Origin of the sequence: Pseudomonas sp. LS-2 (assembly GCF_003605735.1) — a bacterium.
In the GTDB taxonomy this organism is placed as follows: Bacteria; Pseudomonadota; Gammaproteobacteria; order Pseudomonadales; family Pseudomonadaceae; genus Aquipseudomonas.
Window position 1 is genome coordinate 138,951 of the sequence record NZ_QXTJ01000045.1, and the last position, 17,750, is coordinate 156,700.

A 17,750-nucleotide genomic window follows, 5' to 3' on the forward strand; every position below is an offset into this window, starting at 1 on the left:
CTGCATTGCCAATGCTTGCATACAGTCACCCGCTATCAGCATGGATGAAGGAATGCCCATTTGAAGCTGGAACTCAAAAACAGCTTGTCGGTGAAGCTGCTGCGTGTGGTGTTGCTTTCAGCGCTGATCGTCGGCGTTGTGCTCAGCTGCGCGCAGATCGTTTATGACGCTTACAAGACCCGTCAAGCGGTCGCCACCGACGCCGGGCGTATTCTCGACATGTTCCGCGACCCGTCGACTCAGGCTGTCTATAGCCTGGACCGGGAAATGGGCATGCAAGTCATCGAGGGCCTGTTCCAGGACAAGGCCGTGCGCATGGCGTCCATCGGTCATCCCAACGAAACGCTGCTCGCGGAGAAAACCCGAGACCTGCAGTCAACGCCCACCCGCTGGCTGACCGACCCGATTCTCGGCCAGGAACGCAGTTTCACCACCCAACTGGTGGGCCGTAGCCCGTACAGCGAATATTACGGCGATCTGCGCATCACCCTAGACACCGCCACCTACGGCGAAGGCTTCCTGACCAACTCGATGATCATCTTCATCTCCGGCGTGCTGCGTGCGCTGGCCATGGGGCTGGTGCTGTATCTGGTCTATCACTGGCTGCTGACCAAACCCCTGTCACGCATCATCGAACACCTGACCACCATCAACCCCGACCGCCCGAGCGAGCACCAATTGCCGCTGCTCAAGGGGCATGAAAAGAACGAACTGGGCCTCTGGGTCAATACCGCCAACCAGCTGCTGGCCTCCATCGAGCGCAACACGCACCTGCGCCACGAGGCCGAATCCAGTCTGCTTCGCATGGCGCAGTATGACTTTCTCACCGGGTTGCCCAATCGTCAGCAATTACAGCAACAGCTGGACAAGATCCTGATCGATGCCGGTCGGGTGCAACACCGGGTCGCCGTGCTGTGCGTCGGGCTGGATGATTTCAAAGGCATCAACGAGCAGTTCAGTTATCAGACGGGTGACCAATTACTGCTGGCGCTGGCCGATCGCCTGCGCGGACACAGCGGGCGGCTGGGAGCGCTGGCGCGCCTGGGTGGCGATCAGTTCGCGCTGGTCCAGGCCGACATCGAACAGCCTTACGAAGCCGCCGAACTGGCGCAAAACATTCTCGATGACCTGGAAGCTCCATTCGCGCTCGACCAGCAGGAAATCCGCCTGCGCGCCACCATCGGCATCACCTTGTTCCCGGAAGATGGCGACAGCACCGAGAAACTGCTGCAGAAAGCCGAACAGACCATGACCCTGGCCAAGACCCGTTCGCGCAACCGTTATCAGTTCTACATTGCCAGCGTCGACAGCGAGATGCGCCGCCGCCGCGAGCTGGAAAAGGACCTGCGAGAAGCCTTGGTGCGCAATCAGTTTCACCTCGTCTACCAGCCGCAGATCAGCTACCGCGATCAACGCGTGGTGGGGGTCGAGGCGCTGATTCGCTGGGTTCACCCCGAGCACGGCTTCGTGCCGCCCGACCAGTTCATTCCGCTGGCCGAACAGAACGGCTCGATCATCGCCATTGGCGAATGGGTGCTGGATCAGGCGTGCAAACAGCTGCGCGAATGGCACGATCAAGGCTTCTCCGACCTGCGCATGGCGGTTAACCTTTCGACGGTTCAACTGCACCACTCGGAACTGCCCCGCGTGGTCAACAACCTGCTGCAGATCTATCGCCTGCCGCCGCGCAGTCTGGAGCTTGAAGTCACCGAAACCGGCCTGATGGAAGACATCAGCACCGCCGCTCAACACTTGCTCAGCCTGCGTCGCTCCGGTGCACTGATCGCCATTGATGACTTCGGCACGGGCTATTCATCGCTGAGTTATCTGAAAAGTCTGCCGCTGGACAAAATCAAGATCGACAAGAGCTTTGTTCAAGACCTGATCGACGACGATGACGACGCCACCATCGTGCGCGCCATCATCCAGCTTGGCAAAAGTCTGGGGATGCAAGTCATTGCCGAAGGTGTGGAAACCACCGAGCAAGAGGCTTACATCATTTCCGAGGGATGCCACGAGGGTCAGGGCTACTTCTACAGCAAGCCGCTGCCGGCCCGCGAGCTGCTGTCTTATCTGAAGCAGGCGCATCGCAGTCACGTCGGGGTTTTGTAATCGGCAACACCCTTTCGCGGCGCGCGTTGCGGCGACGGCGTTAACATTACCGCCGCCGTCGGCAGGATGTTCCGCTACAGATCCCTCCGATAATCGCCCCCCACCTTTCAGCGCCTGAAACCCTTGTAACAGCTTGAAATATCTCCCCTCCCCCGTCAGGGCGTTTTGCCTTTACACAGAATGCAAATCCTTCGCATTATGGCGCAGCTTTTTTTTGGCGCTCGCCAACGTTCTCCCCTCTTTCGACGCAGGATTCCGTCATGATTCGTATGCCCCTGGCAACTGCCAGTCTGCTGGCCATCGCTATCGCTCTGGCCGGTTGTGACCAAGGCAAGGACAAGCCCGCTGCAACCGCACCGACCCCGGCTCCGGCTGCTGCTACCCCGGCAGCTGCCCCGGCCGCCGCGCCAGCCCAGACCGACGATGCAGCTGCCAAGGCAGTCGTCGCGAACTATGCGAACATCGTGTTCGCCGTATTCAGCGACGCCGAATCCACCGCCAAGACACTCAGCACCGCTGTCGACGCATTCCTCGCGACACCGAACGATCAGACCCTCGAAGCCGCCCGCGCTGCCTGGCTCGCCGCCCGTGTGCCCTATATGCAGAGTGAAGTGTTCCGCTTCGGCAATACCATCATCGACGATTGGGAAGGTCAGGTGAACGCCTGGCCACTGGACGAAGGCCTGATCGATTACGTCGCCAAGGACTATCAACACGCGCTGGGCAATCCGGGCGCTACCGCCAACATCATCGCCAATACATCGGTGCAGGTGGGTGAAGACAAGGTCGACGTCACCCAAATCACCCCTGAAAAACTCGCCAGCCTCAACGAACTGGGTGGCTCAGAAGCCAACGTTGCCACCGGCTATCACGCCATCGAATTCCTGCTCTGGGGCCAGGATCTGCACGGCAACGGTCCGGGCGCTGGCGAGCGTCCTGCCAGCGATTACGTCGAAGGCCAGGGCGGCACCGGGGGCCATAACGATCGTCGTCGCGCCTACCTGAAAGCTGCGACGGATCTGCTGGTCAGCGACCTGGAAGAAATGGTCAACAACTGGAAACCGGGAGTGGCCGACAACTACCGTGCCACGCTCGAAGCCGAGCCGGGTGAAAGCGGTCTGCGCAAGATCCTCTTCGGCATGGGCAGCCTGTCGCTGGGCGAACTGGCAGGTGAACGCATGAAGGTCGCGCTGGAAGCCAACTCCAGCGAAGACGAGCACGACTGCTTCAGCGACAACACCCATAACTCGCACTTCTATAACGCCCTGGGCATCCGCAACGTCTACCTGGGCGAGTACACCCGCGTAGACGGCAGCAAGGTCACCGGGCCGAGCCTGTCTTCGCTGGTCGCCAAGGTCGATGCCGCGACCGACACGACGCTGCGTGCCGATCTGGACGCCACTCAGGCCCAGCTGCAGGTGCTCGTCGATCCCGCCAACAAGCGTGAGCATTTCGATCAACTGATCGCTGCCGGCAACACCGCAGGCAATCAAGTCGTTCGTGACGCGATTGCCGCACTGGTCAAGCAGACCGGCGGCATCGAACAGGCGGCTGGCAAACTGGGCATCACAGACCTGAACCCGGACAACGCCGATCACGCGTTCTGATCGAAGATGAACCCGCGCCATCAGGCGCAAGGATGCACATCAAAAAGAAGGCCGACTCGTCATCCGAGTCGGCCTTTTTCATGCCGCGAATCTAGCTGAAAACCCCGTAAAACGGGCCTGTTCCGAGGACCGGTCCGTAAGTTCTGTAGGGCATTTCCTGTTCACTCTTTGTCGGATTGAACCCCTCTTGTTCGCCGTCGATCATGCGCACTTCCTTGACCCCATCCCATCCAGGAGGAGACAGACAGTGCCCAAGAGAGACAATAAAAGGCGCCGCGTCAGCAAACTCAAAGCCAACGATTACGGCATCCACCTACTGGTCGGCATCAAGGGCCCCCGCGCCTGGAAGGTGACGATCTATCGTGACGGCAGAACCTTCAACAGACTGTTCTCATTCTCTCGCTACGGCGGACGCGACGCGGCCCGCAAAGCGGCTGACGAATGCCGCGACCAACTGCTGCTTGCGCACCTGCCCAAACTCAGTCGCGATGTCCGACAGCGGATCATCGCAACCAACACCAGTGGCTATCCGGGCGTGCATTATCGCTGCTACACAGGCATCGCCTACTGGGTGGCACGTACCACGTTGCGTAATGGCAGCAGCGTCACGAAATCCTTCAGGGTCGAGCACTACGGCTATGAACGAGCCAAGGAGCTGGCGATCCGTGAGCGCGAGCGCCAGCTCGACGGCATTGGCGATTACCGATCCTTCAAGGTGGTCGAAGGCGAACGACGTTTGATGCAGTTGCTGGTGGAAAATCCGGCACTGGAAATCACCGGCGTTTAAAGGGTGTTCCGCGGGCTTTCAGGTCCGGTGGGAAATTGGTTACAACACGTTTCGAGAGGCACTTACAAACGCTAATTGCTCTTATTCCTCAAAGACGGGGCTGGTAAGCTTGCTCGCCCCGATTTTCCCCCTTTGCAGGATGTATATGACTGCGCGGTTCCGCCTCTCGTTTTATCTGCTGATGGCCTGGGCCCTTGGCGGGTGTGACGACGCCCCGCGTTTTGCCGCCGCCGAGCCCGGCGAAGCACAGTCTGGCGGCGCAGCCACCGTCAACAAGAGCGACCGCAACGCCTTTTCCCTGCCGTCGGCCAACCTTTCTCCCACGCGCCGGCTGGACTTCAGCGTCGGCAACAGTTTCTTCCGCAGCCCGTGGGTCATCGCCCCCTCGACCACCACCGCCCGCGACGGTCTTGGTCCGCTGTTCAATACCAACGCCTGCCAGAACTGCCATATCAGGGACGGCCGAGGCCATCCTCCGGAGCCCGATGACAGCAATGCGGTATCGATGCTGGTGCGGTTGTCCATTCCGGACGAATCCGGACATGCCGGCGTGAAGCAACTGGGGCTGACTGCTGAACCGACCTATGGCACGCAGTTGCAGGACATGGCCATACCCGGCGTCGCGCCTGAAGCCCGCGTGCGCGTCGAATACGATTCCATGACCGTGCACTTCCGTGACGGCACACCCGCCCACTTGCGTCGCCCTACCTTGCGGATTACGCAGCTGGGTTATGGTCCCCTGCACCCTCAGGCACGCGCCTCGGCACGCATCGCTCCGCCGATGATAGGGCTGGGCCTGCTGGAAGCGATTCCACAAGCGGCGATCCTTGCCAATGCCGATCCGGACGACGAGAACGGCACGGGCATCACCGGCACACCCAATTGGGTATGGGACGACGCGCAGCAAAAAACCGTACTCGGACGTTTCGGCTGGAAAGCGTCCCAGCCCAGCGTCAATCAACAGAACGCTCACGCATTGGCGGGCGACATGGGGCTGACATCCCGACTGAAACCCGCAGACGACTGCACCCCGTCACAAACGGCCTGCATCGATGCGCCAACTGGCGAAGGCTCCGACGGTGAGCCGGAAGTCAGCGACAACATATTGCGACTGATGACCTTCTACGCTCGAAACCTGGGTGTACCGGCCCGTCGGGATGTCGCCGACCCACAGGTGCTGGCCGGTAAAAACCTGTTCTTCAAGGCCGGTTGCCAGCAATGCCATACGCCTCAGTTCACGACCTCAGCCGATGCCGTAGAACCGGAGCTTGCGAATCAGGTGATCCGCCCCTACACCGATCTGTTGCTGCACGACATGGGCGAAGGGCTGGCGGACAACCTCAGCGAGTTTCACGCCAGCGGCCAACAATGGCGCACGCCGCCGTTATGGGGCTTAGGGCTGACACAGACGGTCAGCGGCCACACGCAGTTTCTGCACGACGGGCGCGCCCGCAACCTGATGGAAGCCGTGCTCTGGCATGGCGGCGAGGCGTTGCCCGCGCAGCGTCAGGTGTTGGCGTTCGATGCACAACAGCGAGCTGCCCTGCTGGCGTTCCTGAACTCTCTTTAACTGCATTTTCTGAACGATAAGGAGCCGGACATGTTCCGTCCCAAGCTGTTATTCACCAGCCTCGCCGCGCTCGCGCTGGGTGCCTGCGCGCCCTCGGATCCACAGGCTGTGACGTCTGCTGCCATCGCCAAACAGGTGATTCTGCCGACCTACAGCCGCTGGGTGGACGCCGACCGCCAGTTGGCAGTCAGTTCGCTGGCGTTCTGTCAGGGCAACAGCGATCTGGACACCGCACGCGCCGATTTCCTGCATGCGCAGAAAGCCTGGGCCCAACTGCAGCCGCTGCTGATCGGCCCGCTGGCCGAGGACAATCGCGCCTGGCAGGTCCAGTTCTGGCCGGACAAGAAAAACCTTGTCGGTCGTCAGGTCGAGCAATTGGTGACCGCGCAGCCACAGATCAGCGCCGATGCCCTGGCAAAATCCAGCGTTGTGGTGCAGGGCCTGTCAGCCTATGAGTACATTCTGTTCGACGCCGGGATCGACATGGCGACCGCAGAACAGAAGGCCCGCTATTGCCCGCTGCTCACGGCCATTGGCGAGCGCCAGAAAAACCTGGCCGAGCAGATCCTCAACAGCTGGAACAGTACCGACGGCATGCTCGCGCAACTGAGCAAGTTCCCGAACCAGCGCTATGCCGATTCCCATGAAGCCATTGCCGAGCTGCTGCGGGTTCAGGTCACCGCGCTGGACAGCCTGAAGAAAAAACTCGGCACACCGCTGGGCCGTCAGTCCAAGGGCGTACCTCAGCCGTTCCAGGCCGAAGCCTGGCGCAGCAAGGCCTCGCTGAGCAGTTTGCAAGCCAGTCTGGAAAGCGCAGAAACCGTCTGGGCCGGCATAGACAACCATGGCCTGCGGGGCCTGCTGCCTGCCGAACAGAAACCCTTGGCGGACAAGATCGACGCCGCTTATGCAGAAAGCCGCAAACAGCTGGCGGCGATGGAGCCACCGTTGGTTGAACTGCTGACGACCGAACAAGGGCGTCAGCAGTTGAATGCGTTCTACGACAGCCTTAACGTGGTGCACCGCCTGCATGAAGGCGAACTGGCCAAGGCGTTGGGCATCCAGTTGGGTTTCAACGCCAACGATGGTGACTGATATGTTGCGACGTCAGGCTCTGGCTCTCGGCAGCCTCGTTCTCAGCGCCTGCACACTGGGCGGCTGGACGCTGTTCAAAAGCAAAGGCGAAAGCCCGCTGCTGCTGTCCGCCCGTGACGACAGTGACGGCCGGCACTACGCGGTGGGTTATCGGGTCGATGGCACTCAGGTGTTCGCCACCCATGTCGCCCAGCGTTGCCACGACATCATCAATCATCCGGACCTTCCCATCGCGCTGTTCGTGGCGCGCAGACCAGGAACCGAAAGCTACCTGATCGACTTGCGCGACGGTCGCCTCTTGCAGACCATCACCTCGAAACCGAACCGGCATTTCTACGGCCATGCCGTCATTCACAAAGGCGGCGAATGGCTGTACGCCACCGAAAACGACACCACTGAACCGGGTCGCGGCCTGCTGGGCATTTATCGCTTCGTCGGCGAGCGGCTGGAACACACGGGCGAAATTCCGACCCACGGCATCGGGCCGCATCAGGTGTCCTGGCTGCCGGACGGCGAGACGCTGGTGGTGGCCAACGGCGGCATCCGCACCGAGGCTGAAAGCCGGGTCGAAATGAACCTCCACGCCATGGAGCCGAGTCTGGTGCTGATGCAGCGGGACGGTACGCTGCTGAGCAAGGAGACCCTGTCGCAACAGATGAACAGCGTGCGTCACATGGCGATTGCCAGCGACGGCACTGTCGTCGCTGGTCAGCAATTCATGGGCGCGTCTCACGAGTCTGCTGAACTCCTGGCGATCAAACGCCCGGGTCAGGCATTTCAGGCCTTCCCGGTCGCCGACCAACAGCTGCAAGCCATGGCCCATTACACTGCCAGCGTGGCCGTGCATGACGAATTGAGGCTGGTGGCCTTAACCGCGCCGCGCGGAAATCGTTTCTTCATATGGGATCTGGACAGCGGCGAAGTGCGACTCGATGCACCGTTGCCGGATTGTGCTGGCGTCGGCGCAGTAGCCGACGGTTTTGTCGTAACCTCTGGCCAAGGCCGTTGCCGATTCTACGATTGCCGCCAGAGCACACTGGTGGCGCAACCACTGCAGCTGCCTGCGGGGTTGTGGGACAACCATTTGCATGTGGTCTAGGGGTACGAATACGGACTCTGCAGGAGTGGGACGTCGCACCAAAAACCAGCGCGCTTCGAAATCCGGGCCTGCCACTGGCAACTAATCCGCGACACGATTAACGTGCTCGCCTGATTCATCTGTTTTCCAAGGAAGTGGAATATGTTGCGTCGCCGCATGTTGATCATGTTAGGGGTTGTGGTGATCGTGGTGCTCGCCCTGGGAGGGTACAAGGCATTCTCGATCTACAAACAGATCCAGCAATTCAGCGCCCCGAAACCGCCGATCAATGTTGCGGTCGCCATCGTCGAAGAGCGTCCGTGGCAAAGCCGTCTGCCGGCCATCGGCAGTCTCAAGGCCTTGCAAGGTGTGGATCTGAGCCTGGAGGTCGCGGGCACCGTCAAAGCCGTTCTGTTCGAGTCCGGCCAAAAGGTGAAAGTCGGCCAGCCGCTGCTGCAACTCGACAGCGATGTGGAGAAGGGTTTGCTCGGTACCGCCGAAGCCGATCTGGGTCTGGCTCAGGTCGACTATGGCCGGGGCAGTAAGCTGGTGGGGGACGCAGCCATCTCCAGAGGCGAATTCGACAAGCTCGCCGCCACTCAGAAGAAAGCGGCCGCCACCGTCGCGCAACTCAACGCCTCACTGGCGAAAAAACGCATTCTCGCGCCGTTCAACGGCACCATCGGCATCCGTCAGGTCGACGTCGGTGATTACCTCGCCAGTGGCACTGTGATCGCCACGCTTCAGGACCTGACCAGCCTCTACGCCGACTTCTTCGTGCCTGAACAAGTGCTGCCGAAACTGGCGATCGGTCTGCCGGTTCAGGTCAGCGTCGCGGCCTACCCGGACAGCGTCTTCAACGCCAGCATCAGCGCCATCAACCCCAAGGTCGAGGACGCCACGCGCAACGTGCTGGTACGCGCCACCCTGCCTAACCCCGACGGCAAACTGTTGCCGGGCATGTTCGCCAACCTGCAGGTGCTGCTCGGTCAAGACACCCCACAACTGGTCGTGCCTGAAAGCACCATCACCTACACCTTGTATGGCAATTCGGTGTTCGTCGTGGTGCCGAAAAAAGGCGCCGACGGCCAGCCGGAGAAAAACGCCAAGGGTGAACAGCAACTCGCCGTGGAACGCCGCTTCGTCGACACCGGCGAACGCCGTGGCGGGGTGGTCATCATCAGCAAAGGATTGAAAGCGGGCGAGCAAGTGGTCACCGGTGGACAGCTGAAGCTGGACAACGGCGCCCACGTCGCCATCAGTGCCGATCAGGCAGCCCAACCGAGCAGCCAGCCCAAGGTTGACTGATCAAAGGAGCTTCCATGGCATTCACCGACCCGTTCATCCGTCGTCCCGTGCTCGCCAGCGTGATCAGCCTGCTGATCGTGCTGCTGGGTTTCCAGGCGTTTAGCAAGCTGACCATCCGCCAGTACCCGCAGATGGAAAACGCCCTGATCACTGTGACCACCGCTTACCCCGGTGCCAACGCCGAGACCATTCAGGGCTACATCACCCAGCCGTTGCAGCAAAGTCTGGCCAGCGCCGAAGGCATCGACTACATGACCTCGGTCAGTCGCCAGAATTTCTCGGTGATCTCGATCTATGCGCGCATCGGCGCCAACACCGACCGGCTGTACACCGAACTGCTGGCCAAGGCCAACGAGGTCAAGAACAAGTTGCCGCAAGACGCCGAGGACCCGGTGCTGAGCAAGGAAGCCGCCGATGCCTCCGCGCTCATGTACATCAGTTTCTACAGCTCGGAGCTGAACAACCCGCAGATCACCGATTACCTGTCACGGGTTATCCAGCCCAAGCTGGCGACCCTGCCCGGCATGGCCGAGGCCGAGATCCTCGGCAATCAGGTATTCGCCATGCGGTTATGGCTGGACCCGGTGAAACTCGCAGGCTTCGGTCTGACGGCCACCGATGTGACTGACGCCGTGCGCAAGTACAACTTCCTCTCCGCCGCCGGTGAAGTGAAAGGCGAATACGTGGTCACCAGCGTCAACGCTACCACCGACCTGAAATCTGCCGAGACTTTCGCCGCCATCCCGCTGAAAACCGTCGGCGACAGTCGCGTACTGCTCGGCGATGTGGCGCGGGTGGAAATGGGCGCCGAGAACTACGACACCGTCAGCTCGTTCGACGGCACGCCGTCGGTCTACATCGGCATCAAGGGCACGCCCAGTTCCAACCCGCTGGACGTGATCAAGGAAGTGCGACGGATCATGCCGGAGCTGGAAAGCCAGCTGCCGCCGAGCCTGAAGGTGTCCATCGCTTACGACGCCACGCTGTTCATCCAGGCGTCTATTCACGAGGTGGTGAAAACCCTGATCGAGGCGGTGCTGATCGTCATCGTCGTGGTGTTCCTGTTCCTCGGCGCATTGCGCTCGGTGGTGATTCCGGTGATCACCATCCCGCTGTCGATGATCGGCGTGCTGTTTTTCATGCAAATGATGGGGTACTCGATCAACCTGCTGACGCTACTGGCCATGGTGTTGGCGATCGGTCTGGTGGTGGATGACGCCATCGTCGTGGTAGAGAACATCCATCGCCACATCGAGGAGGGCAAGACGCCCTTCGATGCCGCGCTCGAAGGCGCCCGGGAAATCGCCATGCCGGTGGTCTCCATGACCGTCACCCTGGCGGCCGTGTACGCACCCATCGGTTTCCTCGAGGGGCTCACCGGCGCGCTGTTCAAGGAATTTGCCCTGACGCTGGCCGGTGCCGTGGTGATCTCCGGCATCATTGCCCTGACCCTGTCGCCCATGATGTGTGCGCTGCTCTTACGTCACGACGCGAACCCCAGCGGGTTGGCGCACAAGCTGGATCAGATCTTCGAAGGCCTGAAAGTGCGTTACCAGCGAATCCTGCACGGCACGCTGAATACCCGGCCGGTGGTGATCGTTTTCGCGGTGCTGGTGTTGTGCCTGATTCCGGTGTTCCTCAAGTTCAGCCAGTCACAACTGGCGCCGGACGAGGATCAGGGCATCATCTTCATGATGGCGACCTCGCCGCAGCCGACCAACCTCGACTACATGAACACGTACACCGACCAGTTCATCGATATCTTCAAGGCATTCCCGGAGTACTACTCCTCGTTCCAGATCAACGGGTTCAATGGGGTGCAGACCGGCGTCGGCGGTTTCCTGCTCAAGCCTTGGGATGAACGCAGCCGCACGCAGATGCAGCTACTCCCGGAGGTCCAGGCCAAGCTCGAGCAGATCACCGGCCTGCAGATTTTCGGCTTCAACCTGCCGTCGCTACCGGGCACCGGTGAAGGGCTCCCCTTTCAGTTCGTGATCAACACGCCGAACGATTACCCGGCGCTGCTGGAAGTGGTGGACCGGATCAAGAAGCGGGCGACCGAGTCCGGCAAGTTCGCCTTCCTCGATGTCGATCTGGCGTTCGACAAACCGGAGGTCGTGGTCGACATCGACCGCGCCAAGGCGGCGCAGATGGGCGTGTCGATGCAGGATCTGGGCGGCAGTCTGGCGACCCTGCTCGGTGAGGCCGAGATCAACCGCTTCACCATCGACGGACGAAGCTACAAGGTCATCGCGCAGGTAGAGCGCGCCTACCGTGACAATCCGCAATGGCTGACCAACTACTACGTGAAAAACGCCGAGGGCACGATGTTGCCGCTGTCGACGCTGGTCAAGGTCAGTGATCGCGCAAGGCCGCGTCAGCTCAATCAGTTCCAGCAGCTCAACGCCGCGATCATCTCGGGCTTTCCGCTTGTGAGCATGGGGGAAGCCATCGAGACGGTTCGCCAGATTGCCAGCGAAGAAGCGCCGGCAGGATTCGCCTATGACTACGCGGGAGCATCGCGTCAGTACGTGCAGGAAGGCAATGCACTGTGGGTCACCTTCGGCCTGGCGCTGGCGATCATCTTTCTGGTGCTGGCAGCACAGTTCGAAAGCTTCCGCGATCCGCTGGTGATTCTGGTGACGGTGCCGCTGTCGATCTGCGGCGCGCTGATTCCGCTGTTTCTCGGTGTCTCGACGCTCAACATCTATACCCAGGTGGGACTGGTGACACTGATTGGCCTGATCAGCAAACACGGGATTCTCGTCGTCGAATTCGCCAACCAGTTGCGCCGAGACAAGGGCCTCAGTGTTCGGGAAGCCGTTGAAGAAGCCGCGGCCATTCGCCTGCGACCGGTGCTGATGACCACCGCCGCGATGGTGTTCGGCATGGTGCCGCTGATTCTGGCGACAGGCGCAGGCGCCGTCAGCCGTTTCGACATTGGTCTGGTGATTGCGACGGGCATGTCGGTGGGGACGCTGTTCACATTATTTGTACTGCCTTGTGTTTATACCTTGTTGGCTGCGAAGGATGATCCGAGATCGCTGCATTAACAGCCGCACAAAAAAAGCCCCGATAAACGGGGCTTTCATTCAGGTGGTTGCATCAATGTTGTGGCCCCGATCCCTGGGCCAGCCCGAACATCAATAACAGCAGATCATGATCCGGGCGCACAGCCGACTCTGCCTTGGCGACCCGCGGCAGGGGGCACTGCCCCTCGCCGTGTACTGCGCTCAGAATCTGTGGCCTGGGTTGTTCCCAGGCTGCCATGGCAAGGGAGGCGACTCCCAACGCCCCGACAACGAAAAAACCTCGCGCCAGTTCTAACTTCATCGATCTAAACCTTTGATAGGGCTGCCAAACGCCGTCTCGTAAAAGTAGACGAGCTTCTTCCAGTCCGTGGGTTGAAACGACGAATGGCGACGCAGTTGTTTCATGTCATGCTGAGCAGCGCCATACGCGGTCAGGCGCTGGCGGCATTTTTCCAGATCGATCAGGGCGACTTCAGGTTTGGCATTGGCGCCCTCGCCCGTTACGCGAACAAAAACATGCTTGATATAGATGCAGCTGTGCTGCCAGCGACCCTTGTGCATACGCGCCAGGTTCTCGGCCAGTTCCTTGAGCATCTGCTCGTAAACGGCCTCGCCATGCTGCTCACGACCACCGGCCTTGAGCCAGTTTTCGAACTCGTCATAGCCATCCAGAGAAGCGGTCACCAGCAACGCACGCCACTCGTTGTTCTCATCGCGTTCGGCGCCGCAGAACACCATGCGCGGCACGTTCACATTAAGCTGTCGCAACCCTTCCAGCGCATCGCGCTCGCGCAGCACAGTCGGGCGCCCGAACGGGTGCAGCCAACTGCGGTAGATATGGCCGACCTGCCGTTTGACGTACAGCAGGCGACCATTCTCCGACACGACGCGCTGTACGCCACTTTCTCCACCGCGACGAACGTTGGGTTCTTCGACCCAATCGCCACGGGTGTTCCAGAAATAGGCAAAACGGTCCTTGGCGGGAACGCCCGACTCAACTGCAAAATCCACGGCCATCCTGTTACCTCTTACGTAATAGATACACACGCCACATGGCGTACAACGGCAGGAAATCCAGTCGCTCCTGGACACGGAAACCTGCTTGTTCGAATTCGGCTTCGATGGTCGCTGCCGGAATCACGAAGCGGTTCTGATACCCCGCCTGGTTCCGGGCGCGCTCGGCACGCTTGCGCTTCCACGACTTGAAGTTGCCATCCACCCACATCGACATGATCACGCTATCGCGCGTTACCCGGTGGAACTCCTTCAACAGCACAGCACGGTCCTTCGCCTCGCCAATGTGATGCATCAGACGCATGCAAAAAATGCTGTCTACTGCGTTGTCCGGCATATCGATGGCGAACGCCGAGGTCTGCAGGGGTCGAACCCGTTTCACCACGTCCGCCGACTGCGACTCACAGGCAATCTTGACCATCGATGCCGAGTTGTCGGCGCCGATGATCACCCGATTGGCTTTTTCGGCCAGCACCGGCCAGAAACGACCCGCACCACACGGTAGATCCAGAACCAGCCCCGGCTCGCCAGCCAACGCCAATGCGCGTCGGGCGAGCTGCTTGTCGCGACGATCAGACAACCGCCTGGCCAAACCGTCCTTGTGTTTGCGCAAATATTTTTTGGCGTGCTCGTCGTCGTATTTGCGCGAGAAATCAAGCTCGATCCGCTTGCTCATGGCTGCATCTCCTGAAGTGATCAGCCAAAAGTAGGAAGAAAGCCGTGACTGCCAGGTCATATGAATGTGAAAAAAATGTTCATTGACCGGCGCAAATGTTACGGGGTTTTACCAGACGATAGGGCTAGCATATGGCCATAACGCGTATGATCACAGCAACATTTACATTGTCTATACAGTCCGATTCGCCACCTGCGAGGACAGCATCAGTCAGCATGCCTGCCCAACGCTACACTGAAACGACAGCCATTGGGCTCGCGCGTTTCCAGACTGACCGTCCAGCCCTGGTTTTCGCAGATGCGCTGGACCAGCGACAGCCCCAGACCGAGCCCTTCGCCACGCTGTTCATTGCCACGCACGAAAGGCTGGAACATCGCCTCGCGCTCTTCTTCGGGAATACCGACGCCAGAGTCCTCCACCGTGAAACCCTCCGGCACCAAGGTCAGTCGGATGAAACCCTTATCGGTGTAATGCAAGGCATTGCGCAGCAGGTTGCCCATGACCGCGTAGAGGAAAGTTGCGTTGTACGTTCCTTGGGAAGCCCGTTCCGGGTCGTACTCCAACAGCAACCCTTTGGCTTCGATGGGCTCCCGCCAGAGGGCCAATAATTGCTGCGCAGCGCCCTGCAGCGTCAGTTGCGGGTTCATCGCGGCGTCGTCGCGTTGAGTGCGGGCAAGCATGAGGAAGGTCTGCACCAGGTCACGCATTTCCTCACAGGCACGCGCTACCCGCTCGACCTGCGCTCTGGCGCGTTGATCCAGAGCCTGAGTCTCCAGCAGCAACTCGCAAGAGCTGGCGAGGACCATCAGGGGCGTTCGCAACTCGTGGCTCACATCACTGGTGAACATCCGCTCGCGAGTCAAGGCATCGCGCAGGCGACCGAGCGTGGCGTCGAAGGCAACCGCCAGTTCACCCACTTCGTCGGCGGCATAATCAGGTGCCAGCGGTGGCGCCAGGCCAAGCAGCTGATCGCGATGACGCACCTGGCGGGCCAACCGGACGACCGGTGCCATCACGCGACGTGCGAGGATCCAGCCAAGAAATACCGCCAGGGCCAGCGCCAGCACAAACCCGACCAACACGACAGCGAACAGCACGCGCTCGCGCTCTTCGAAATCGCTCTGATCCTGCAGCAGGACATAGTGACGCCCGTCGACCACTTCGACCATGGCGTGATACGAGAGCGGGCCTCGAAACACCTCGTGGAACCCGGGCTCCAGGTGGCGCAAGTCCTTGGGCAGCTCGAAGTCTCCCGGCCCCCCCGTAAAGTAGAACAGTTGGTCAGGCTCGGGGCGGTGACTCCAGTCTTCGACGCTGTCCATCAGCAGCAGGCGAGTCAGATCGCCACCGAGCCCCGCCGAGATCAGTTTTTCTTCGACCAGATGCACCGTCGCAACGATCCCCATGGCGAAGGAGCCAGCCACCAGCGCGCTCATCAAGGCAAAGGCAATGATGATTCGCTGGGCGAGGCTTTGCTTAAACTCCATCGCGGCCCTCGGCCAGGCGATACCCGACACCGTGCACGGTCTGCAGCAATGGTTTGTCGAACGGTTTGTCGATCACCTGACGCAACTGGTGAACGTGGCTGCGCAGGCTGTCGCTGTCCGGGCAATCATCGCCCCACAGCGCCTCTTCGAGAACTTCACGGCGCAATACATGTGGGCTCTTCTGCATCAACACCGCCAGCAGCTTGAGGCCAACCGGGTTGAGCTTGAGCAGACGTCCCTCGCGCGTCACTTCCAGGGTGTCCAGATCATAGATCAGTTCAGCGACCTGCAACGTACGACGGCCGCCACCCTGTGCACGGCGCAGTACCGCTTCGATACGCGCGGCGAGTTCCGACAGCGCGAAGGGCTTGAGCAGGTAATCATCCGCACCGGACCGGAAGCCCTGCAAACGGTCGTCGAGCTGATCGCGGGCGGTAAGCATGATCACCGGGGTGTCTCGGCGGGCGTCTTCACGCAGACGCTTGCACAACGTATAGCCATCGATGCCCGGCAGCATGATGTCGAGCACGATCAGGTCGTAATGTTCGGTAGCGGCCAGGTGCAGGCCAGACAGGCCATCCTGCGCGCAGTCCACGGTATAACCCTTCAATCCCAGATAATCGGCAAGGTTTGCCAGGATGTCGCGGTTGTCTTCAACCAGCAGGATTCTCATGGGGCCTATCTCCATATGCAGTACGGCAAGACCCCGGCACAGCATCCAGATGCCTGCACGATCAGGTCAGAGTTGGCGGCAGCTTAAGGCCAAGTGCGCCAGAGGGCCAGCGTCGGTATTCATAACGTTTTTTTCACTCCCGGTTCACAGCCCGCCGACAGCGTGGTGTCCAGACTGCCGCACGCTCTCGGTCAACCTATCTGCCATCAAACGGGATTCACCATGTCTGAAGTCATCGAACAGCCCGCATCACGCCCGATCAATCTCTGGGTTTATCTGGGCATACCTGCGTTGACCGCCATTACCCTGCTTTTGCTGGAATTGACCTCTCTGGACATGGACATCGCCAAACTGGCCTACGACCCGGCAGCAGGCGCTTTTATCGGCAAACACAGCTACTTCCTCGAAAACGTTCTGCATGACCGAGCCAAGCAAGTGGTCATCGCCTGGGGTGCGCTGTCATTCGTTGGTTTCATCGCATCCTTCTTCGTAGCGAAGCTCAAACCCTGGAAGCGCGAACTGGGCTGCATGGTCCTGTCGATGGCCCTGTCCACCAGTTTCGTCACCCCGATGAAAGTGGTGACTTCGGTTCAGTGCCCCTGGAGCCTGACTGAATTCGGCGGTCAGGAGCAATACAGCGAACTGCTCAGCCCTCGCCCTGCGACCGACAAGCCAGGTCGCTGCTGGCCAGGAGGTCATGCGGCCACCGGCTTCACGCTGTTTGCGTTGTTCTTCGTATTTCGTGACCGCAAACCACGCCTGGCAAAAGCCGGCCTGATCTTCGCGTTCGGCCTGGGAACCGTGTTCTCGGTTGGCCGCATGCTGCAGGGCGCGCACTTCTTCTCTCATAACATCTGGACGGCGGTGTTCTGCTGGCTGATCTGTCTGGGGGCCTATTACGCGGTGCTGTACAGGCCGGTGGGCAGGAAGGACAAGGTGTTGGGGGCGCAGGGCGTTTCCGGGTAGAGCGTTTGGCAGGTACGGCAACGGTCACCATCAAACGGAACGCCGCCCGGCCGGATTGCTACAGGGTTATGTGTCGAGCCGGGATTTTGGCCTCTGGCATTTCCTAGAGGAGCGCGCAAAACCTCCAGAACTACATTTGCCTTTGATCCTGCTTCTAAGCGCGCGATGTCACAGACGACACAAATCGCGACTTGGGTGCAGGCTGAACGCAGGCGTCGCGCAGTGGGCCGAGCGGCATGGATGCCGCGAGAGCGCCGTCAGGACATGGATGTCCGTTCGGCGCGGGCCCACGGAGCGTCTCCGAAGTGAGGGTACGGCGACGAAGGAGTCGCCAAACCAGGAGCA

General features: G+C 60.4%; 14 protein-coding genes. 9 read left to right on the plus strand and 5 right to left on the minus strand.

Translation table 11 applies throughout. From position 1 onward, the window contains the following. Window positions 1-60 precede the first annotated feature (60 nt). The 8 genes from D3M70_RS29185 to D3M70_RS29220 all read left to right on the plus strand — a co-directional run bounded on the left by D3M70_RS29185 (window position 61) and on the right by D3M70_RS29220 (window position 12,610). Window positions 61-2,112, plus strand: a complete 2,052-nt coding sequence (locus tag D3M70_RS29185) for a bifunctional diguanylate cyclase/phosphodiesterase (protein ID WP_120129495.1) — start codon at window positions 61-63, stop codon at window positions 2,110-2,112. Between the two features lie 260 nt (window positions 2,113-2,372). Continuing rightward, a complete protein-coding gene (locus tag D3M70_RS29190) occupies window positions 2,373-3,719 on the plus strand; it encodes an imelysin family protein (RefSeq protein WP_120129496.1) in 1,347 nt (448 codons plus the stop codon). 247 nt (window positions 3,720-3,966) lie between these two features. Beyond that, complete coding sequence (locus D3M70_RS29195; protein WP_165869924.1) at window positions 3,967-4,506, plus strand: AP2/ERF family transcription factor; 540 nt, start codon at window positions 3,967-3,969, stop codon at window positions 4,504-4,506. Between the two features lie 145 nt (window positions 4,507-4,651). After that, window positions 4,652-6,076 carry a di-heme oxidoredictase family protein gene (locus D3M70_RS29200; protein ID WP_120129498.1) on the plus strand — a complete coding sequence of 475 codons (1,425 nt, stop codon included), beginning with the start codon at window positions 4,652-4,654 and terminating at the stop codon, window positions 6,074-6,076. Between the two features lie 30 nt (window positions 6,077-6,106). Continuing rightward, a complete protein-coding gene (locus D3M70_RS29205) occupies window positions 6,107-7,171 on the plus strand; it encodes an imelysin family protein (protein ID WP_120129500.1) in 1,065 nt (354 codons plus the stop codon). Window position 7,172: 1 nt separating this feature from the next. Next, window positions 7,173-8,270: a DUF1513 domain-containing protein gene (locus D3M70_RS29210; RefSeq protein WP_120129501.1), complete on the plus strand. Its 1,098-nt coding sequence runs from the start codon at window positions 7,173-7,175 to the stop codon at window positions 8,268-8,270. Between the two features lie 141 nt (window positions 8,271-8,411). Further along, window positions 8,412-9,557, plus strand: a complete 1,146-nt coding sequence (locus tag D3M70_RS29215) for an efflux RND transporter periplasmic adaptor subunit (RefSeq protein ID WP_120129503.1) — start codon at window positions 8,412-8,414, stop codon at window positions 9,555-9,557. Between the two features lie 14 nt (window positions 9,558-9,571). After that, window positions 9,572-12,610, plus strand: coding sequence for a multidrug efflux RND transporter permease subunit (locus D3M70_RS29220; RefSeq protein WP_120129504.1), 3,039 nt, complete (start codon window positions 9,572-9,574; stop codon window positions 12,608-12,610). 52 nt (window positions 12,611-12,662) lie between these two features. Here the strand turns inward: D3M70_RS29220 and D3M70_RS29225 are convergent, their stop codons facing one another. The 5 genes from D3M70_RS29225 to colR form a co-directional block, all read right to left on the minus strand. After that, window positions 12,663-12,890, minus strand: a complete 228-nt coding sequence (locus D3M70_RS29225; protein WP_120129506.1) for a hypothetical protein — start codon at window positions 12,888-12,890, stop codon at window positions 12,663-12,665. Continuing rightward, entirely contained in the window at window positions 12,887-13,606 is a 720-nt protein-coding gene (locus D3M70_RS29230) for a lipopolysaccharide kinase InaA family protein (RefSeq protein WP_120129507.1), read from the minus strand. The genes D3M70_RS29225 and D3M70_RS29230 overlap by 4 nt, the downstream gene beginning before the upstream one ends. Window positions 13,607-13,610: 4 nt before the next feature. Next, entirely contained in the window at window positions 13,611-14,279 is a 669-nt protein-coding gene (locus D3M70_RS29235) for a class I SAM-dependent methyltransferase (protein ID WP_120129509.1), read from the minus strand. Window positions 14,280-14,485: 206 nt separating this feature from the next. Continuing rightward, window positions 14,486-15,766 (minus strand): HAMP domain-containing sensor histidine kinase, encoded by a 1,281-nt coding sequence (locus D3M70_RS29240; protein ID WP_120129510.1) that lies wholly within the window; start codon window positions 15,764-15,766, stop codon window positions 14,486-14,488. After that, window positions 15,756-16,439 carry a two-component system response regulator ColR gene (gene colR / locus D3M70_RS29245; RefSeq protein ID WP_120129512.1) on the minus strand — a complete coding sequence of 228 codons (684 nt, stop codon included), beginning with the start codon at window positions 16,437-16,439 and terminating at the stop codon, window positions 15,756-15,758. Before colR ends, D3M70_RS29240 begins: the two co-directional genes overlap by 11 nt. A 222-nt stretch (window positions 16,440-16,661) precedes the next feature. On the opposite strand from colR, the gene D3M70_RS29250 reads away from it, so the two are divergent. Further along, entirely contained in the window at window positions 16,662-17,405 is a 744-nt protein-coding gene (locus D3M70_RS29250) for a phosphatase PAP2 family protein (protein ID WP_120129513.1), read from the plus strand. The last annotated feature ends 345 nt before the right edge of the window (window positions 17,406-17,750 follow it).